This window comes from [Pseudomonas] carboxydohydrogena (assembly GCF_029030725.1).
Classification (GTDB): domain Bacteria; phylum Pseudomonadota; class Alphaproteobacteria; order Rhizobiales; family Xanthobacteraceae; genus Afipia; species Afipia carboxydohydrogena.
Genome location: NZ_CP113162.1, coordinates 983,399 through 1,000,737 on the forward strand (window position 1 = coordinate 983,399; position 17,339 = coordinate 1,000,737).

14 protein-coding genes are annotated in these 17,339 nt (G+C 62.9%); 9 read left to right on the forward strand and 5 right to left on the reverse strand.

Going from position 1 to position 17,339, the window contains the following annotated elements; translation table 11 throughout:
* Positions 1 to 53 precede the first annotated feature (53 nt).
* The 3 genes from flbD to AFIC_RS04730 all read left to right on the forward strand — a co-directional run bounded on the left by flbD (position 54) and on the right by AFIC_RS04730 (position 4,623).
* The gene (gene flbD, locus AFIC_RS04720) at positions 54 to 1,430 is read left to right on the forward strand and encodes a sigma-54-dependent transcriptional regulator FlbD (RefSeq protein WP_275248000.1); all 1,377 of its coding nucleotides are present in this window, start codon (positions 54 to 56) and stop codon (positions 1,428 to 1,430) included.
* A gap of 290 nt (positions 1,431 to 1,720) precedes the next feature.
* Positions 1,721 to 3,820, forward strand: a complete 2,100-nt coding sequence (gene pabB / locus AFIC_RS04725) for an aminodeoxychorismate synthase component I (RefSeq protein ID WP_275248644.1) — start codon at positions 1,721 to 1,723, stop codon at positions 3,818 to 3,820.
* Positions 3,817 to 4,623 carry an aminotransferase class IV gene (locus tag AFIC_RS04730; protein ID WP_275248001.1) on the forward strand — a complete coding sequence of 269 codons (807 nt, stop codon included), beginning with the start codon at positions 3,817 to 3,819 and terminating at the stop codon, positions 4,621 to 4,623. The genes pabB and AFIC_RS04730 overlap by 4 nt, the downstream gene beginning before the upstream one ends.
* 74 nt (positions 4,624 to 4,697) lie before the next feature.
* On the opposite strand, the gene AFIC_RS04735 is transcribed toward AFIC_RS04730, so the two are convergent.
* Positions 4,698 to 4,913 carry a CsbD family protein gene (locus tag AFIC_RS04735; RefSeq protein WP_275248002.1) on the reverse strand — a complete coding sequence of 72 codons (216 nt, stop codon included), beginning with the start codon at positions 4,911 to 4,913 and terminating at the stop codon, positions 4,698 to 4,700.
* Between the two features lie 369 nt (positions 4,914 to 5,282).
* Here AFIC_RS04735 and AFIC_RS04740 point away from each other — a divergent pair, with 369 nt between their 5' ends.
* Genes AFIC_RS04740 through AFIC_RS04755 form a run of 4 tightly spaced genes read left to right on the forward strand, consistent with a single transcriptional unit; the run spans position 5,283 to position 11,381 of the window.
* Positions 5,283 to 7,547, forward strand: a complete 2,265-nt coding sequence (locus AFIC_RS04740; RefSeq protein WP_275248003.1) for an acyl-CoA dehydrogenase — start codon at positions 5,283 to 5,285, stop codon at positions 7,545 to 7,547.
* Positions 7,547 to 8,830: an acetyl-CoA C-acetyltransferase gene (locus AFIC_RS04745; protein WP_275248004.1), complete on the forward strand. Its 1,284-nt coding sequence runs from the start codon at positions 7,547 to 7,549 to the stop codon at positions 8,828 to 8,830. The genes AFIC_RS04740 and AFIC_RS04745 overlap by 1 nt, the downstream gene beginning before the upstream one ends.
* A gap of 9 nt (positions 8,831 to 8,839) precedes the next feature.
* Complete coding sequence (locus AFIC_RS04750) at positions 8,840 to 10,921, forward strand: 3-hydroxyacyl-CoA dehydrogenase NAD-binding domain-containing protein (protein WP_275248005.1); 2,082 nt, start codon at positions 8,840 to 8,842, stop codon at positions 10,919 to 10,921.
* Positions 10,922 to 10,943: 22 nt separating this feature from the next.
* A complete protein-coding gene (locus tag AFIC_RS04755; protein WP_275248006.1) occupies positions 10,944 to 11,381 on the forward strand; it encodes an acyl-CoA thioesterase in 438 nt (145 codons plus the stop codon).
* Positions 11,382 to 11,411: 30 nt separating this feature from the next.
* Here the strand turns inward: AFIC_RS04755 and AFIC_RS04760 are convergent, their stop codons facing one another.
* The gene (locus AFIC_RS04760) at positions 11,412 to 11,933 is read right to left on the reverse strand and encodes a transglycosylase SLT domain-containing protein (RefSeq protein WP_275248007.1); all 522 of its coding nucleotides are present in this window, start codon (positions 11,931 to 11,933) and stop codon (positions 11,412 to 11,414) included.
* A gap of 193 nt (positions 11,934 to 12,126) precedes the next feature.
* Complete coding sequence (locus AFIC_RS04765) at positions 12,127 to 13,677, reverse strand: DUF4403 family protein (protein ID WP_275248008.1); 1,551 nt, start codon at positions 13,675 to 13,677, stop codon at positions 12,127 to 12,129.
* Between the two features lie 122 nt (positions 13,678 to 13,799).
* On the opposite strand from AFIC_RS04765, the gene AFIC_RS04770 reads away from it, so the two are divergent.
* Positions 13,800 to 15,008, forward strand: a complete 1,209-nt coding sequence (locus AFIC_RS04770; protein WP_275248009.1) for an extensin-like domain-containing protein — start codon at positions 13,800 to 13,802, stop codon at positions 15,006 to 15,008.
* A 6-nt stretch (positions 15,009 to 15,014) separates the two neighbouring features.
* Here the strand turns inward: AFIC_RS04770 and AFIC_RS04775 are convergent, their stop codons facing one another.
* Both AFIC_RS04775 and AFIC_RS04780 read right to left on the reverse strand, forming a co-directional pair.
* Positions 15,015 to 15,182, reverse strand: coding sequence for a hypothetical protein (locus AFIC_RS04775; RefSeq protein WP_275248010.1), 168 nt, complete (start codon positions 15,180 to 15,182; stop codon positions 15,015 to 15,017).
* Between the two features lie 137 nt (positions 15,183 to 15,319).
* A complete protein-coding gene (locus AFIC_RS04780; protein ID WP_275248011.1) occupies positions 15,320 to 15,949 on the reverse strand; it encodes a TetR/AcrR family transcriptional regulator in 630 nt (209 codons plus the stop codon).
* 138 nt (positions 15,950 to 16,087) lie between these two features.
* Here AFIC_RS04780 and AFIC_RS04785 point away from each other — a divergent pair, with 138 nt between their 5' ends.
* Complete coding sequence (locus tag AFIC_RS04785; protein ID WP_275248012.1) at positions 16,088 to 17,323, forward strand: HlyD family secretion protein; 1,236 nt, start codon at positions 16,088 to 16,090, stop codon at positions 17,321 to 17,323.
* Positions 17,324 to 17,339: the final 16 nt, after the last annotated feature.

Genomic DNA, 17,339 nt, shown 5'->3' on the forward strand with positions numbered 1-17,339 from the left:
GCGGGAAATCAAACCGAACGCCGCAAATGGCGCGATACTGACAGGAGCAAATCATGCGGCTTCTCATCGTCGGAACCCTGAAGGGGCAACTGACAACCGCAACCAAGATCGCGATGGATAACGGTGCGACCGTGACGCACGCCGAGGACATCGAACTGGCGATGCGGGTGGTGCGCGGCGGCAAGGGCGCTGACCTGCTGCTGGTGGATGTAGCCATCGACATCCGCGATCTGGTGATGCGGCTCGAGGCCGAACACATCCATGTGCCGATCGTCGCCTGCGGCATCACCAACGATGCCCGCGCCGCGGTTGCCGCGATTCATGCGGGTGCCAAGGAATACATCCCGCTGCCGCCGGAGCCGGAGTTGATCGCGGCGGTGCTGGCCGCGGTCGCCAACGACTCGCGCGACCTGATCTATCGCGACGATGCGATGGTGAAGGTGGTCAAGCTCGCGCAGCAGATCGCGGGCTCCGATGCCTCGGTGATGATCACCGGCGAATCCGGCACCGGCAAGGAAGTGCTGGCGCGCTACGTCCACGGCCGTTCGGCGCGGGCGAAGAAGCCGTTCATCTCGGTCAACTGTGCTGCCATTCCCGAGCATCTGCTGGAATCCGAATTGTTCGGGCATGAAAAGGGATCGTTCACCGGCGCCATCGCGCGCCGCATCGGCAAGTTCGAGGAGGCGACCGGCGGCACGCTGCTGCTCGACGAAATCTCGGAAATGGACGTGCGTCTGCAATCGAAGCTGCTGCGCGCGATTCAAGAGCGTGTGATCGATCGCGTCGGCGGCACCAGGCCGGTGCCGGTGGATATCCGCATCATCGCCACCTCGAATCGCAACCTCGCGGATGCGGTGAAGGCGGGCACGTTCCGCGAAGACCTGCTGTTCCGCCTCAACGTCGTGAACCTGAAAATTCCGGCGCTGCGCGAGCGTCCGGCGGATATTCTCGAACTGTCGCAGCATTTCGCGCAGAAATATGCCAACGCCAACGGCGTGCCGGTGCGTCCGCTGTCGGCTGAAGCCAGGCAGGTGCTCACGGCGAACCGCTGGCAGGGCAACGTGCGCGAGCTGGAGAACACCATCCATCGTTCGGTGCTGATGGCGCAAGGTGACGAGATCGGTGCCGAGGCCATTCTGTCGCCGGATGGCGATCGGCTCGATCTCGCCAAGACCGCACCCGTGGTTGCCCATGCGACATTCGCGGCCGAGCAGGTGACGCGTGCGCTGGTGGGGCGCACCGTGGCCGATGTCGAGCGCGACCTTATTCTCGAGACGCTCAAGCATTGCCTTGGCAACCGCACCCATGCGGCGAATATTCTCGGCATCTCGATCCGCACGCTGCGCAACAAGCTCAATGAATATGCCGACGAGGGGCAGCCGATTCCGCCGCCGGGCAATGGCGAGATGCGCGGCGTGGCAGCGGCCTGAGCGGCATCCGATATTCTCAAGCGGTTCAAAATGGCGGCCGTGGGCCGCCATTTTTCTTTATGGACATGACAGGAAATGGGCCGCGTCCCATGAGCGCGGGCCTGCTGCCGTGTTGCGGAAGCTGGCGGATTTGGCGCATAATTGGCGCGATCTTGGGTGGTCTTTCCGGCGGTCATGATGCCGCGCCGGCCTGCCGGAGATAACTGATCCGGCCATTGGAAGTCATGGCGCGGATCGCATGCGGCGGATATCACATTGGCGATTTTAACGGCAGCTTTGCCACGGCGGCGATGAAGACCCTCATCATCGATAATTACGACTCGTTCACTTACAACCTCGCCGACCTGATTGCCGACATCAATCAGCTCGCGCCGCTGGTGGTGAAGAACGATGCCGCGACGTGGGGCGAGATTTCGAAAGAGTCGTTCGACAATATCGTGATCTCGCCGGGCCCCGGCCGCCCGGACCGCGCATCTGATTTTGGCCTGTCGCGCGATGCGTTGCTGAAGGCGAACGTTCCGGTGCTCGGTGTGTGCCTCGGCTTTCAGGGGCTTGCGATGGAGGCAGGCGGAAGACTTGCGTACGCACCATCGCTGGTGCATGGCGAAGCATCGATGGTGCGTCACGACGGCGATCCGCTGTTTGCGAGCATGCCGTCACCTTTCGCGGCGGGGCGCTATCATTCCTTCATGATCGAGCGGCCGTTGCCGCCGCATCTGAAGGAGATCGCATGGACCGAGGACGGTCTCTTGATGGCGATCGCGCATCGGGAGAAGCCGAAATGGGGTGTGCAGTTTCACCCTGAGTCGATTTTGACCGAGCATGGCAGGCGGTTGCTCGAAAATTTCCGGGATATGTCACGGGGTGCTGCGCCAACTCCAAAAATGGTACGCCTGCGCGAAGCACCGCCATTATCGAAAACGCGCAAGGCTTTCTGGCGCGAACTGCCGCGCGCGCTCGATACCGAGGCCGTGTTCTGCTCGCTGTTCGCCGCGTCCCCTCACGCTTTCTGGCTCGACAGCAGCCTTGTTGCGCCCGGCCTGTCGCGCTGGTCGTATCTCGGTGATGCGTCAGGGCCGAACGCTGAAATCGTCAGCTATGATTGCACGGATGGATTTGTTGCGGTGGAACGTGGCGGCGAACGCTTCCGTCATGGCGGCAACATTTTCGATTATTTGAAAGGACAGCCGCAGGCGTCGCCACAAAATCCGCCGCCATGTCCGTTCACGGGCGGGTATGTCGGCTGGTTCGGTTACGAATTGCAGCAGGATTGCGGATCGCGGGTTCGCCGCAAGGCCCGGACACCCGACAGTCTGTTGATCCGCGCCGATCGGTTCATTGCGGTCGATCACGTTGAAGGCAAAAGTTATCTGGTTGCCATCGACGCGCCGGAGCATGAGACGCGCGCCCGGCAATGGCTTGATGAAACGGAATCCGCCATCACGAACGTCAGGCTGCCTCCGCCAGTTGTGCCTCATGGCACAAGACCGCTCGATGTCGTCATGGAGAAAGGCGAGCGAGCGTATCGCGCCAGTGTCGAGGAGTGCTTGCATGCGATCCGGGAAGGGGAGAGCTATCAGGTTTGCCTGACCAACGAATTGTCATGCGAAGCCGATCTCGATCCGCTCGATGTCTATCGCGTGACGCGTGCGATCAATCCGGCGCCATTCGCGGCGTTCATGCGCTGGCCGGGCGGCGCGGTGCTGAGCGCCTCGCCGGAACGGTTTCTGTCGGCGAATACGCGGGGCGAGGTCGAGACCAAGCCTATCAAGGGCACGGCGCGGCGCGATGTCGATCCGCGCCGCGATCATGAATTGCGCGAGAGCCTGCGCCAGAGCCGCAAGGATCGCGCCGAGAACGCGATGATCGTCGATCTGCTGCGCAACGATCTGTCGCGCTGCTGCGCGCCCGGCACGGTGCATGTGAGCAAGCTGTTCGGCGTAGAAAGCTACGAGACCGTGCACCAGCTTGTCAGCACGGTGCGCGGCACGTTGCGGCCCGATTGCGGCGTGGCCGATCTGTTGCAGGCGGCATTTCCTGGCGGGTCGATGACGGGCGCGCCAAAACTGCGGACGCTGGAGATCATCGACCGGCTGGAGCAGCGTGCGCGCGGGATTTATTCGGGCGCGCTGGGATGGGTCGGTGACGATGGCGCGGCGGATCTCTCCATCGTCATCCGCACCATCGTCGCGCAGCAGGGGCGCTTCACCATCGGCGTCGGCGGGGGTGTGGTCGCTGCGTCCACGCCGCAGGCGGAATACGCCGAAATGCTGTTGAAGGCGCAGGCGTCGATCAAGGCGCTGGTCGTGGTGGCGTTCGGCCGGTTCGATGAAAGCCTGTATCGGCTCACGGATGCGATGCACGAGAAGGTCGAGGAGCATGTGACGTGACGCAGGTCTGGCTCAACGGCGCATGTCTTGACGGAGCGGAGGCGCGGCTCTCGATTTCCGATCGCGGCTTCACGCTGGGGGATGGCATTTTCGAGACGCTGCTCGGAATCGGCGAACGGCCGGTCTGGCTGGCTGAGCACCTCGCGCGTTTGCGCGCCGGGGCGTCCGAACTCGGTCTGCATCTGGCTTTCGATGATCGGGCGATCGAGGCGGCGGTGATTGGTCTGTTACGCCGGAACGGTTTTGCGCGCAGCGCGGTGCGTATCACATTGACGCGCGGCCCGGCCGCGAAGCGCGGGTTGTGGGTGGACGATCAATCATCACCGACCCTGCTGATGACGTGCGCGCCGGCTTCGGTAGTCTCAGAACCCCAGCGCGTCGTGATCGCGCGGACGACGCGGCGCAATGAGCATTCCCCGCTGTCGCGGCTTAAATCTCTCAACTACGGCGATAACATTCTGGCGCGGCGCGAGGCGCTGGCGCGGGGCGCTGCCGATGCGCTGATGCTGAACGGGCAGGGGCATGTGGTGTGCGCCACTGTCGGCAATCTGTTCTTGCGGATCGCGGGAGAATGGATCACGCCGCCGGCTTCGGATGGTATTCTTCCCGGCATCGCACGCGGAAAGATATTGTCGCGCATGAGCGTGACGCAGGTTTCGCTATCGGAGACGGATTTGCGCGCGGCGGATGCGGGCTTCATCAGTAACAGTCTCGGTAGCGTAGATATCGTGGAAATCGAGGGCGTGCCGCTGCGGCCCTGCCTCTCCGGGCTGCCTGTTGCCGCGCTCTATGAGACGGAATGAAGTGGGTTCGTGGTCGGCGGACAACAAAAAAACCGGCCTTGCGGCCGGCTTTTCGTTTGAGAATTGTTCAAAGTTCAAAGGTTGCGCTTGGCCGCCGCGGCAGCCTTGTCCACTGCGTCCTTGGCGGCGTCCTTCGCATCGCCGACCGCTTTCTGCGCGTGGCCCTTGGCTTCCTGCATTGCGCCTTCGCCCTGAAGGCGATCCGAGCCGGTCGCTTCGCCGATGCCCTGCTTGGCCTTGCCGATGGCTTCGTTGGCGGTGCCTTTGATCTTGTCAGCGGTGCTACCCATTGCAAACTCCTTTATGGTGATGTTCGCCGGGGCAACACCGCGCGGGTATGCATGTTCCTGTCTAACGATATGAAATAAATGAAAAATCGAGGGAACAGAGAACGCTGTGTCGAAATTTTGCATTCATCGCGATGCGCGGCCATCGGCGGGAGGCGCACAATACCGCAGGACAGGGAGAGCACCTGAAAGCCTCTCCCACTTCGTATAATCTTGTTCACGATGTTGAGATTCGAGACCCTGTCAGGATCAATTCAGGATCGATAGTGAGACTTTATAAGGTCAGTAGATACACACTCACCTCGGGATTCAAACTTCCCACCTTCCTGTCCGCCGATGGGCTATTCTGCCCGCACCGAAAAGGACGCCTCCATGAGCTTCTCCTTCCGCCGCGATGTTCTGACGCGTCCGATCTTCGCGTGGGCGCATAAGGCACTTCCGGCGATGTCCGATACCGAGCGCGAGGCGCTGGAAGCGGGCGACGTGTGGTGGGATGCGGATTTGTTCACCGGCAACCCGGACTGGTCGAAGCTCCTGGCTAACGCGCCCGCAAAGTTGACGGATGAGGAGCAGGCGTTTCTCGCGGGTCCCGTCGAAGAACTCTGCGCCATGGTGGACGACTGGAAGGTCAACTGGGAGTGGCGCGACCTGCCGCCCGAGGTGTGGGCCTTCATCAAGGCCAACAAGTTTCTTGGCATGATCATTCCGAAGGAGTTCGGCGGGTTGGGATTCTCGCCGTTCGCGCATTCGGAAGTGATCCGTAAGATTTCCTCGCGCTCCGTCACGGCAGCCGTCACCGTGATGGTGCCGAACTCGCTCGGGCCGGGCGAGCTTCTGATGAAATTCGGCACCCGCGCGCAGCAGGACAAATGGCTGCCGGGGCTGGCCGCGGGCCGCGAAATTCCCTGCTTCGGCCTCACCAGCCCGGAGGCGGGTTCGGACGCCGCGTCGATGATCGACACCGGCGTCGTCTGCAAGGGCACGTTCGAAGGGCAGGAGGTGCTGGGCCTGCGCCTGAACTGGCACAAGCGCTACATTACTTTGGGCCCTGTCGCGACGCTGCTGGGCCTCGCCTTCAAGGCGCGCGACCCGGAGCGTTTGCTCGGCGGCGCGGAAGAGCTTGGCATCACCGTTGCTCTCATCCCGACGCATCTGCCCGGCGTCACCATCGGCCATCGTCATCTGCCTGCGATGCAGGTGTTCCAGAATGGCCCCAACTGGGGCAAGGACGTTTTCATTCCGATGGATTACGTCATCGGCGGGCAGGCGCGGATCGGTCAGGGCTGGAAGATGTTGATGAGCGCGCTGGCGGCGGGGCGCGGCATTTCGCTGCCGTCGCAGTCGGCGTCGGGTGCTGCCTATTGCGCGCGCAGCGCGGGCGCTTATGCGCGCGTCCGCGAACAGTTCAAGGTGCCGATCGGCAAGTTCGAGGGCATCGAGGAGCCGCTCGCCCGCATCGCGGGTACGGCCTATCAACTCGACGCGGCGCGGCGGCTGACCTGCGCGGCGCTCAATCAGGGAAAACATCCCGCCGTCATTTCCGGCATCATGAAGCTGCATGCGACCGAGCGGCTGCGGATCGTCGTCGATGACGCGATGGACATCCATGGCGGTAAGGCGATTATCGAAGGCCCGCAGAACTACATGGGCAACCTCTACCGCTCGGTGCCGGTCGCGATCACGGTGGAAGGCGCGAACATTCTCACGCGCAACCTGATCGTGTTCGGACAGGGCGCGACGCGCGCGCATCCCTATCTGCTGCAAGAGATCAACGCCATCGGCAATCCAGACAAGGACGCGGGGCTGGAAGCGTTCGACCACTCGTTCTGGAAGCATGTCGGCCACGCCTTCGCCAACCTGTTCCGGGCGTGGGGGCGAAGCTGGACCGGCGGCCTGTTCGCGCCCGCGCCGGATGCGGGCGCTGTGACGGGCTATTATCGCCAGCTCTCGCGCTATTCCGCCGCGTTCGCGCTGTGCGCCGACATGGCGCTGCTCACGCTCGGCGGCGCGCTGAAGCGCAAGGAAACGCTGTCGGCGCGGTTCGGCGACATTCTGTCCGAGCTTTATCTGTTGTCGGCCGCACTGAAGCGCTGGGAAGACGAGGGCCGGCAGGACGCCGATCTGCCCGCGCTGCGCTGGGTCATGGCGAACGGCATCCGCACCATGGAGCAGCGTTTCGCCGAAGTGCTGGCGAACCTGCCGAACCGCCCTGTGGCGTGGCTCCTGAAATTTGTCGTGCAGCCGCTCGGATCGAACACGCTGGGTCCGTCCGACAAGGTCGTGCACCAGTGCGCGCAGATGGTCCTGTCGCCTTCTCCGGAGCGAGATCGCCTGACGGCGGGCCTTTATCATGCGGGTGCGAACGATGACGGACCGCTGTCCCGCCTTGAACGCGCCTTCCGTCTCGTTGTAGCCAATGAGCCAATTGAAAAGAAAATGCGCGCCGCTCATATTCGCGACTGGGGGGAGGCCGCTTCGCGTGGCATCATCACGGCGGCGGATGTGGAAGCAATCAAGACAGCGCAGGAGGCCGTGGCGAAGGTGATCGAGGTCGATGACTTCGCGCCGGAAGTGCTGTCTCCGATCTACCGTCAGAACCATCCTGCCACCGCAACGGCGGAAAGGGCCGCAAGCTGATGTCCCGTCCTGTCTATATTATCGATGGCAGCCGAACGCCGTTTCTCAAGGCGCAGGGCGGTCCCGGGCCGTTCACGCCGGTCGATCTGGCGGTGCAGGCCGGGCGTCCGCTGCTGGCGCGGCAGCCGTTCAAGTCCTCCGAATTCGATCAGGTCATTATCGGCTGCGTCAGCGTCATCGCCGATGAGGTCAATCCGGCGCGTGTCGCGGCACTACGGCTCGGCATGGGCGAGGACATGGTCGCCTTCGGCGTGCAGATCAACTGCGGCTCCGGCATGCAGTCGATCGACACCGCCTACCGCTACATTCAGGCCGGGCAGGCCGACATGATTCTCGCGGGCGGCACGGAAGCCTTGAGCTATTCGCCGCTGGTGTTTCCGCAGGCGGGCGTGCGCTGGTTTGCTGGCATGGCCACGGCGCGCACCACGCTGGCGAAACTCGCGGCCTTCCTTAAATTGCGGCCGTCTTATTTCAAGCCGATCATCGGCCTGGAGCGCGGGCTGACCGATCCGGTCACCGACCTGAACATGGGCCAGACCGCGGAAGTGATCGCGCATCTGATGGGTATCACGCGCGAGCAGGCGGACGCCTATGCGGTGGAAAGCCACAAGCGGCTCGCCAACGCGCAGGCGCAGGGCTTCCTCAAGGGCGAGGTCGAGACCGCGTTCGACCGCAAGGGCAAGTTCTACGATCACGACGACGGCGTGCGCCCCGATTCATCGACGGACAAGCTCGCCAAGCTCAGGCCCGCCTTCGAGCGGCCGTGGGGGCAGGTGACGGCGGGCAATTCCTCGCAGATCACCGATGGCGCCTGCTGGACTATTCTGGCGTCGGAAGATGCGGTCAATAAACACGGACTGAAGCCGAAGGCGCGCATCGTCGATAGCGCATGGTCGGGCCTTGATCCGACCGTGATGGGCTTCGGTCCTGTGCTGTCGTCGAACCGGTTGCTCAAGCGCAACAACATGACGATCCACGACATCGATACATGGGAGATCAACGAGGCGTTCGCCTCGCAGGTCCTCGCCTGTCTCGCCGCATGGAAGGACGACAAGTTCTGCCGCGACATCCTCGGCCTCGACGGGGCAGCGGGCGAAATCGATCAGGCCAAGCTCAATGTCGATGGCGGTGCGATCAGCCTCGGTCATCCGGTCGGCACCAGCGGCAACCGCATCGTGCTGCATCTGGTCAATGCGATGCATCGGCTCGGCACCAAGCGCGGCGTTGCTACGGAATGTATCGGCGGCGGCCTCGGCGGCGCCATGTTGATCGAGACGGTTTAGGAAACGGCGATGGACAGCAAAATCCTCGATGCGATGAAGGACCACGTCCTCGAACTCGGCCCCCAGCCGTCGTCCGGACCCTATCGCCATTTCAAGCTGACGCGCGACGAAGACGGCATCGCCTGGCTGTTGTTCGACCGCGAGGGCGCCAGCGCCAACACGCTCTCGACCGAAGTGCTGGAGGAGTTTTCGCAAATCCTCACGGCGCTGGAGAGCGAGCGTCCCGCCGGACTCGTCATCCGCTCGGCGAAGCGTTCGGGTTTCATCGCGGGCGCGGATATCAACGAGTTTCGCGGCCTGTCCGATCCGGCTCTTGTCGAGCAGCAACTCGGCCGTGGTCACGAAATTCTCGACCGGCTGGAAAATCTCAAGATGCCGACGGTGGCGGTCATCCACGGCTTCTGTCTGGGTGGCGGGCTGGAAGTCGTGCTTGCCTGCAACATGCGGATCGCGATCGACGGCGCGCGCTTTGGTTTTCCCGAGGTGCTGCTCGGCCTGCATCCGGGATTTGGCGGCACGGCGCGTTCGACGCATCTGTTCAGTCCGGTCGAAGCCATGACCATGATGCTGACGGGCAAGACCGTCGAGGCGCGCAAGGCGAAGTCGCTCGGTCTTATCGATGCGGTGACGCAGGAGCGTCATGTACGCGGCGCGGTGAAGGATGCGATCTTCGGCCGCCTGAAGCGCAATCGTTCGATGTTGCCCAAGGTGATGAACATCGGTCCGGTGCGCGGAATTTTGGCCTCGCGGATGCGCTCCGAGACGAGCATGAAGGCGCCGCAGGAAAATTATCCGGCGCCTTACGCGCTGATTGATCTGTGGGAAAAGTATGGCGGCAACCGCGCGGCCATGCTGTCGGCGGAAAAGCCGTCCTTCGCCAAATTGATGGTGACGCCGACCGCGCAAAATCTCATCCGCGTGTTCTTCCTGCGTGACGAGATGAAGAAGCTCGCGGGCGGCAAGAGCGCCATCAAGCATGTTCATGTGATCGGTGCCGGTGCGATGGGTGGCGACATCGCCTCGTGGTGCGCGCATCAGGGATTGCGCGTCACGCTGGCCGACATGCAGCCCGCTGCGATCGCGGGCGCCATGAAGCGTGCCTCGGATCTGTTTTCAAAGATCACCCGCAGCCGCATCGGCCAGCGTGACGAACTGGATCGCCTGATTCCGGACATGACGGGCGAGGGTGCGAAGCACGCCGACCTCATCATCGAGGCGGTGCCGGAAAAATTGCAGCTCAAGCAGTCGATTTATGCGGGGCTTGAGAAGGTGATGAAGCCGGAGGCGATTCTGGCGACCAACACCTCCAGCATTCCGCTGGAGGAACTGCGCGCCTCGTTGCAGCGACCCGAGCGGCTGCTCGGCATCCATTTCTTCAATCCGGTGTCGCGGCTGCAACTCGTCGAGGTCATCAGTCACGATCAGGTGGACCGCGAGGCGCTCGCCAACGCCATGAAGTTCGTCGGCGGCATCGATCGCCTGCCGCTGCCGGTGAAAAGCTCGCCGGGCTTTCTCGTCAACCGCGCACTGATGCCGTACCTAATGGAAGCACTGCTGATGCTCAACGAGAAGGTGGACAAGCTCACCATCGACGAGGCGGCGGAGAAATTCGGCATGCCGATGGGACCGATCGAACTGGCCGATCAGGTCGGTCTCGATATCTGTCTCGCGGTCGGCGACGAGTTGCGCGCCAAGTTAGGCGATTCCATCCCCGCCGCGCCGGAATGGTTGCGCGAGAAGGTCGCCAAGGGCGAACTCGGCCGCAAGACCGGACGCGGGTTCTATGAGTGGAAGGACGGCCGGGTGCAGAAGGGACATGCGCATGTCCATCCGACGCCGGACATGACCGACCGTCTGGTGCTGCCGATGTCGAATGTCTGCGTCGCGTGCCTGCGCGAGGGCATCGTCGATAATCCGGATACGGTGGACGGCGCGATGATCTTCGGCACCGGCTATGCGCCGTTCCGTGGCGGGCCGCTGAATTACGCGCGCGAGCGCGGGCCCGAGAATGTCGCCAATGCGCTTTCGGCGCTGGCGGCGAAATATGGCGAACGCTTCAAGCCGGATGCCGGCTGGGCAACATTCCGCTGACCTTCGAGGAATAGAGCATCACATGACAGATACCCCTGTGACGGGTCATGAAACCAGATCGATCGTATTGGACGACTCGGTGCCGCAAGGCGAACTATGCGTTCGCACCATTGCGATGCCGGCCGACACCAACCAGAACGGCGATATTTTCGGCGGCTGGTTGTTGAGCCAGATGGATCTCGCGGGCAGCGTGTTCGCCTACAAGACGACGCTGGCGCGCAATGTCACGGTCGCCATCGAGGCGATGACGTTTCGCAAGCCGGTGTTCGTGGGCGATCTTGTGTCTGTCTACGGCACGCAGGTGCGCGTCGGCCGCACCTCGATCACCGTGCACATCGAGGCATGGGTGCAGCGGCGCAACGAGATGGGCATCATCCTGGTGACCGACGGCAACTTCACCTATGTCGCCGTTGACGAAAAGGGCCAACCGCAGCCGATCGCGCAGCATAAGCCTGCGTAAAGTCCCCGCTGTGGGACCGGCTGTTACCGGTCAGCGATGGTGGCGGTGACGGGTATGACGCCGGTGGTGAACGTACCGCACCGGCGTGGCATACTGCGGCGGCGTGATGTCCAGCGCAGGTGCAAGTCCGGAATTCGGGAGCATGGTCGCGTTCGCTTCCATCAGGCGCTGACGCTTGGCGGCATAATAATATCCACCGGCATAGTAGGCGACGGCGCGGTTGTGGTTGCCATGCGCGGCGCGATAGGCACCGGCGAGATACTTCACCGCATAGGTGAGGTTTGTTTCGGGATCGAGCAGGCCCTGTGCCGTGCCGGTGTAGCCGAGGCCGCGCGCCGTCTGTAGCTTGATCTGCATCATGCCGTAATTGCCCGCATGAACGGCGCGTGGATTGTATCGGCTCTCGCGCATGATGACCCGATGCACGAGTTCCGCCGGAACACCCTCGGCGGCGGCATGGCTTTCCACCATGGCGCGATAGGATTCGCCTTCGGCATGAGCAAACGGAATCGCCGACAACGCCGCAACTGCGGCGAGCGCAAATCTTTTCATGTCAAAATCCCTGGGTTCGATGGATTTGGTTCGGCAGGCCCATGGCCAGATGCGCGAACGATTGCGTCCCTCAAGGGCGACGCGCGGATGCGGCGTGAATGCTCCGACAATGTGGAGATATCATGTCATCGAAAGATGGCTGTGGAACAAGTCTCCCGGACCGTTAATCGTGATGGAACCTCACGGAAATTGTTTACAGCGAGGGTAATTGGGTCACGGTGACGTTGAGCGTACCTGTGGCCTCGACGATGACGCGCAGCGTCGAGGAGTCGAAGGAGACTTCACCGAGTCTCACACTGGTCACGCTGGCGTTGACCCTGGCGCCGTTCTGTTCGGTCCTGAGACCGTCGATGATACCGGTGAGTTTTTGCCGTGCGCCGGATGATATCTGCTTCAGATCGATGGTCGCATGCTCCTGCAAGGCTTGTTGCAGATAAGGTGCTACGCGTTGCGCGAGCGCGCCGAACAGGCCGAAGGCGGCATCGGATGTAACGGCGACCGACAAATCTGTCAGGCGCAGCACCTGCGCATCCGCATCGAGCACGGGGCGGCACCAGATTCGCACGGTGGCGTCCGCGCCCAGCCCGAACCAGCTTGCCTTTTCCTTCGCATGTACCAGCAGCGAGATCAGCAGGCGGTCGCCGCTGGCATCGATATCGACACTCTTGATGCGGGCCGCGATTGCGCCGCTGCCGTCTTCCGGAAACGTGCGGCCCTTGAGCCCGGCTTCGGCGATCCTGCCGAGCTGCGCGAACGGGATGTCGATCGGAACGCCGATGTTGACGTGTCCCTCGTTGAGCGCGGGCTGGATCTCGAGTGTTTGTGGGAAGGGGCATTGCGGAGTGGTCTCGCGATCAACGATTCGCGTCTCGGCTTGCAGGCCGACCGCGAGTTTGACCGCGGTATTGTCGATCTGCGGTTGCGCCGCCATGGCCCTGACGGGGCGCATTTCGAGGAATAGCGGCGGCGTGCCCGGCGCGGGCGAAGGCAGCGCGATCGATTTGCAGGCGCGCGCCCATTGCTGCTGCATCGCGCGGCGGAAGCTCTCGTCGTTGCGCAGCCGCTGTTGCAGACGCCCGACCTGTTCGTTCACGGTATTGTCGATCACCGGCTTCACCTGAGCGGGCACGGCGACCTTCGCGCCTGCAACCGACAGGCTGTTGTTGGCGAGCGTCACCTGCGCGGTGAGTTGCGGATCGACATGCCAGTCGGGCGTGAGGCGCGGGCGCGATGTCGCCGTCGCCGTGCCGTTGATCGCGGCGCTCGCGTTCAGCGACTTGATCGAGATGTTGCCGAGCTTCTGCGCGGTCTTCGCGCCGAACAGATTGCCGAGCGCGTTGTTGAGCGGCGAGCCAGCCGCGGTGGAGAGCGAGCCGGTGACGGTGAGCTTTCCGTTGAGCGGGGTGGACATGGTCAGCGCGTTCTGGTCGCCGCTCGCGGCCATGGCCCCGCGCGTGATGCGCCAGTCGATATCCGCATCCGTGAGAATCTGGCTGGTCGGATTATCGGCCTTGCCGCCGAAATCGCGCGGCGCGGCGCGATCGAGCGCGGACGCGATCACGTTGAGCGGAATAATGACGGGAGCCACGAATTCGGATCGGCGCGTCGCTGGCGGCAAGGGCGGCAGTTTGGCGAGTGCGGGCTTCGACGCGCGCGGCGGCCATATCCAGTCCATCACCTCGAGGCTGATGAAGAAGGAGCCGGCCAGGATCAGGATCGCGGCCACGAGGGGTTTCAAACGCATGATGCCGTTGCCGATGAGAGAATCTGCCCGCAACGGGGCCTGAACGCGCCTATCGTGGTTAAAAGAATCTGAAAAGCAAGCCGTTGATAAGTCTTTAAGTTTATTCGCGGACTCTCCCGCTTATGGCGCGTGGAGTGAGTTTGTATCTCGTCGGCTCCCTTGCCCTTGTCTCCCTGGCGGGTTGCGGTCGCGGTTTTTTTCAAACCGCAGAGCGTGAACCCTGGCGAGCCGAGGCGGAACAGGCGTGCCTGAAGACCGGAGAGGTCAAGGAAACCGCCGAGGTTGTGCGCATCAGCCCGATTTCCGGACCGGGGGTTTGTGGCGCGGAATTTCCGCTGAAGGTCAGCGCGCTTGGTGAGAGCAACAGTTCGCTCGGTTATGCCGACGATCTGCGGCCGCCGGGCTCGATCGCGGGCCAGCCGCGTTGGCCGGTTGCGCAGCCTTCGTCATCGTATCAGCAGCCTTCTTCGTATCAGCGCCCGGGATATCCCTCCGCGCCAAATGGCTATGTGCCGTCCGGCGCGCCGGTGCCTTTGAATATTCAGGCCACGTCGCCGGCCGATGGCGAAGACGACATGGCGCACGGAGAAGCCGTGCAAAGCCGTCCGGCTGCTCCGCCCGCGTCCTATCAAGGCGCGCCTTATCGAAGTGAGCCGTATCAGCAGAGGGCGCAGCAACCGCCGCCCTATTCGCAGCAGCGGCTTGGCCCTGTCGGCAACCCGGTGTCCTCTTTCGGCCCTGTTGCCTTGAAGCCGACCGCGACGCTCGCATGTCCCATTGTCTCCGCACTCGACCGCTGGATCACGGAATCGATTCAGCCGGCCGCGATGCGCTGGTTCGGCGCGCGCGTCGTGGAGATCAAGCAGATCTCGGCCTATTCCTGCCGCGGTATGAACGGCAATCCCAACGCGCATATTTCAGAACATGCGTTCGGCAATGCGCTGGATGTCGCGGGATTCACGCTCGCAGACGGGCGCTATATCTCGGTACAGAATGGCTGGAAGGGTTTGCCGGAAGAGCAGGGCTTCCTGCGCGATGTTCAGGGCGCCGCCTGTCAGCGGTTCAACACCGTGCTCGCGCCGGGCGCCAACATCTATCACTACAATCACATCCACGTCGATCTGATGCGCCGCGCGAGCGGGCGCGTCATCTGCAAGCCGGCGGCTGTGTCGGGTGAGGAGATCGCGGCGCGCGCCGGTGGCCGCAGCTATGCCAATCGCGACAACGGAATTACGGGATCGATCGGGCAGAAGGTGCGCCGCACATCCGCCCATGGGCCGCTGTCGAAGGAAGACCACGATACGATCGAGGACGAAAGCCGCATTCGATAGCGGCTTTCAGGGGCCGAGCTGTGTGGTCTTGTCGAGCATGATGGGCGCAAACAGCGGTTCGTTATGCGCCATTCGCGCCTGCGAGTAGCTCCCCCACAGCAGGTTGATCGAGACGGCTGTAACGAACGCAGCCACGAAGATCGCCAGAAACTCGGACCAGGTCGGCAGCTTCATCCCCGATCTCCTTGCGAAGGTCTGTCAGGCCCGCACAAGACTAATCCAATTTCACGGGCGTTTGCAGGCGGCCCGGCGGGAGAATTTCAGAAAATTCCTGGAACCGCGTCAGGGAGAGGCGACCGGAGCAGGGCGGTTCAGGATTGGCGGCGGTAGGCGGAAAGGAACATGCGGGTGCCGCTGGCCACCACCTCGGCAATCCGCTCGCTGCTCGGCGCGGGCGTCACCTGAAAGATGAACGGCAGAAACAGGCTGGCCTGACATGACAGCATGAATTGCGCAGCCGCCAGATCGCAATCCGGGATCGAGAGCGTCCCGTTGGCGACCTGAGTCTTCAGGTATTCCGCGAGCTTGCCGAGCCACGAGGCGGGGACATGCTCATAGTAGCGACGGCCAAGCTCGGGCATCCGTTCGGCAATCGCCATCATGGTGCGGATGGTGGAGCCGCCGGTCGGCCGGCACAGCATTTCCATGTAGCCCTGGCCGAACTTCTTGAGCGTCGTCTCCACGTCCTCGTTCGGATCGATGGCAAGTTTGGTGATGCCCTGATCGCGCAGCTCGCAGGTGACGATGGCGCCGAACAGAGCCAGCTTGTCGGCGAAATAGACGTAGAGCGTTCCCTTCGAGACACCGGCCGCCTTGGCGATTTCGCCCATGCTGGCGGCGTCAAAACCGAGTTCCCGGAACACCTTGCGCGCACCCTCCACGATCTGGCGGCGCTTGGCGCTGTCCTCGTCATTGGCGGGAAGGGGCTGGGTGGGAATCATGGGTTCAGTTGTATCCCTGAAGGGAGTTTTTGCTCGCAAAAATTTGTTCCTTTATGCCTTTCCTACTATTGACCGAACGGTTCGGTCAATAGTAAATAGCATTGACTGAACGGTTTGGTCAATGAAAGGCTCTCCCAGATGGCCCCTCGTGAGCAATCTGCTGTCCGCAAGGCCGACATCGAGACAGATGAAGGCGCAACGCCTGCATCGAACTCTGTCCGCCCCCGGCTAGAGGATGTGACCGCACGCCGCACCACGGAAAGCCCCGACACCGCAGCCGATGCCCCGGCTGCGGCGGGCTCCCGCTGGGCGCGACTGGGCCGCCGCCAGAAAATTTTCGCAGGACTCGGAGCCGTGGCCGCGATCGCGCTGGCCGTGTTCGGCATCCACTATTTTCTGGTTGGCCGCTTCATGATTTCCACCGACGACGCCTATGTCCGCGCCAACAACACGATGCTTGGCGCGCGCGCCTCCGGCTATCTCGCCAAGATCGCGGTCGGCGACAACACCGAGGTCAAGGCGGGCGATCTCCTGTTCCAGATCGACGACGGCGATTACAAGATCGCGGTCGACAACGCCCGCGCCAGGATCGCGACGCAGGAAGCCACCATCCAGCGCATCGGCCGTCAGGCGACCGCGCAGGAAAGCGCGGTCGAGCAGGCGCAGGCGCAACTCGAATCCGCGCAGGCCGCGGCCAAGCGCGCCGAAGCTGATTTCGTCCGCCAGAGCCAGTTGAGCGAGAAAGGCTTTGCCTCGAAGGCGACCTTCGACCAGTCGCAGGCAACCCGCGACCAGAGCAATGCCGCGGTGCAGGGAGCTCAGGCCAATCTCGACGCCGCGCAGGCGCAGATCGATGTCATCAAGGCGCAGCAGGCTGAAGCCGAAGGGCAGCTTGGAGAATTGAAGACCGCGCTGGCGAAGGCCGAACGCGATCTGTCCTTCACCACCATTCGCGCGCCGATCGACGGTGTGTTCTCCAACCGCCTCGTCAACGAAGGCGACAATATTTCGGTGGGCCAGCGCCTCGCCAACGTCGTGCCCCTCGATGATGTGTATATCGATGCCAATTTCAAGGAAACCCAACTCGCGCGCATTCGTCCCGGCCAGCCGGTTCACATCAGCGTCGATGCGGTGAAGGGTCGCGACATCGTCGGCACCGTCGAGAGCCTGTCGCCCGCGTCGGGCTCGGTATTCACGCTGCTGCCGCCGGACAATGCCACCGGCAACTTCACCAAGATCGTGCAGCGCCTGCCGGTTCGCGTCCGCGTGCCGAAAACGGTCGCGCATGAAAATCTTCTGCGCGCCGGTATGTCGGTCGAAGTCGAGGTCGATACCCGGAAGCCTGCCAAACAGGCTATCGCCAGAACAGAGTAGCACTCACGGAATTCGC

Coding starts and splice junctions, on each gene's coding strand:
- flbD (WP_275248000.1), top strand. CDS start 54: ATGCGGCTTCTCATCGTCGGAACCCTGAAGGGGCAACTGACAACCGCA.
- pabB (WP_275248644.1), top strand. CDS start 1,721: ATGAAGACCCTCATCATCGATAATTACGACTCGTTCACTTACAACCTC.
- AFIC_RS04735 (WP_275248002.1), bottom strand. CDS start 4,913: ATGGGTAGCACCGCTGACAAGATCAAAGGCACCGCCAACGAAGCCATC.
- AFIC_RS04740 (WP_275248003.1), top strand. CDS start 5,283: ATGAGCTTCTCCTTCCGCCGCGATGTTCTGACGCGTCCGATCTTCGCG.
- AFIC_RS04745 (WP_275248004.1), top strand. CDS start 7,547: ATGTCCCGTCCTGTCTATATTATCGATGGCAGCCGAACGCCGTTTCTC.
- AFIC_RS04750 (WP_275248005.1), top strand. CDS start 8,840: ATGGACAGCAAAATCCTCGATGCGATGAAGGACCACGTCCTCGAACTC.
- AFIC_RS04755 (WP_275248006.1), top strand. CDS start 10,944: ATGACAGATACCCCTGTGACGGGTCATGAAACCAGATCGATCGTATTG.
- AFIC_RS04760 (WP_275248007.1), bottom strand. CDS start 11,933: ATGAAAAGATTTGCGCTCGCCGCAGTTGCGGCGTTGTCGGCGATTCCG.
- AFIC_RS04765 (WP_275248008.1), bottom strand. CDS start 13,677: ATGCGTTTGAAACCCCTCGTGGCCGCGATCCTGATCCTGGCCGGCTCC.
- AFIC_RS04770 (WP_275248009.1), top strand. CDS start 13,800: ATGGCGCGTGGAGTGAGTTTGTATCTCGTCGGCTCCCTTGCCCTTGTC.
- AFIC_RS04775 (WP_275248010.1), bottom strand. CDS start 15,182: ATGAAGCTGCCGACCTGGTCCGAGTTTCTGGCGATCTTCGTGGCTGCG.
- AFIC_RS04780 (WP_275248011.1), bottom strand. CDS start 15,949: ATGATTCCCACCCAGCCCCTTCCCGCCAATGACGAGGACAGCGCCAAG.
- AFIC_RS04785 (WP_275248012.1), top strand. CDS start 16,088: ATGGCCCCTCGTGAGCAATCTGCTGTCCGCAAGGCCGACATCGAGACA.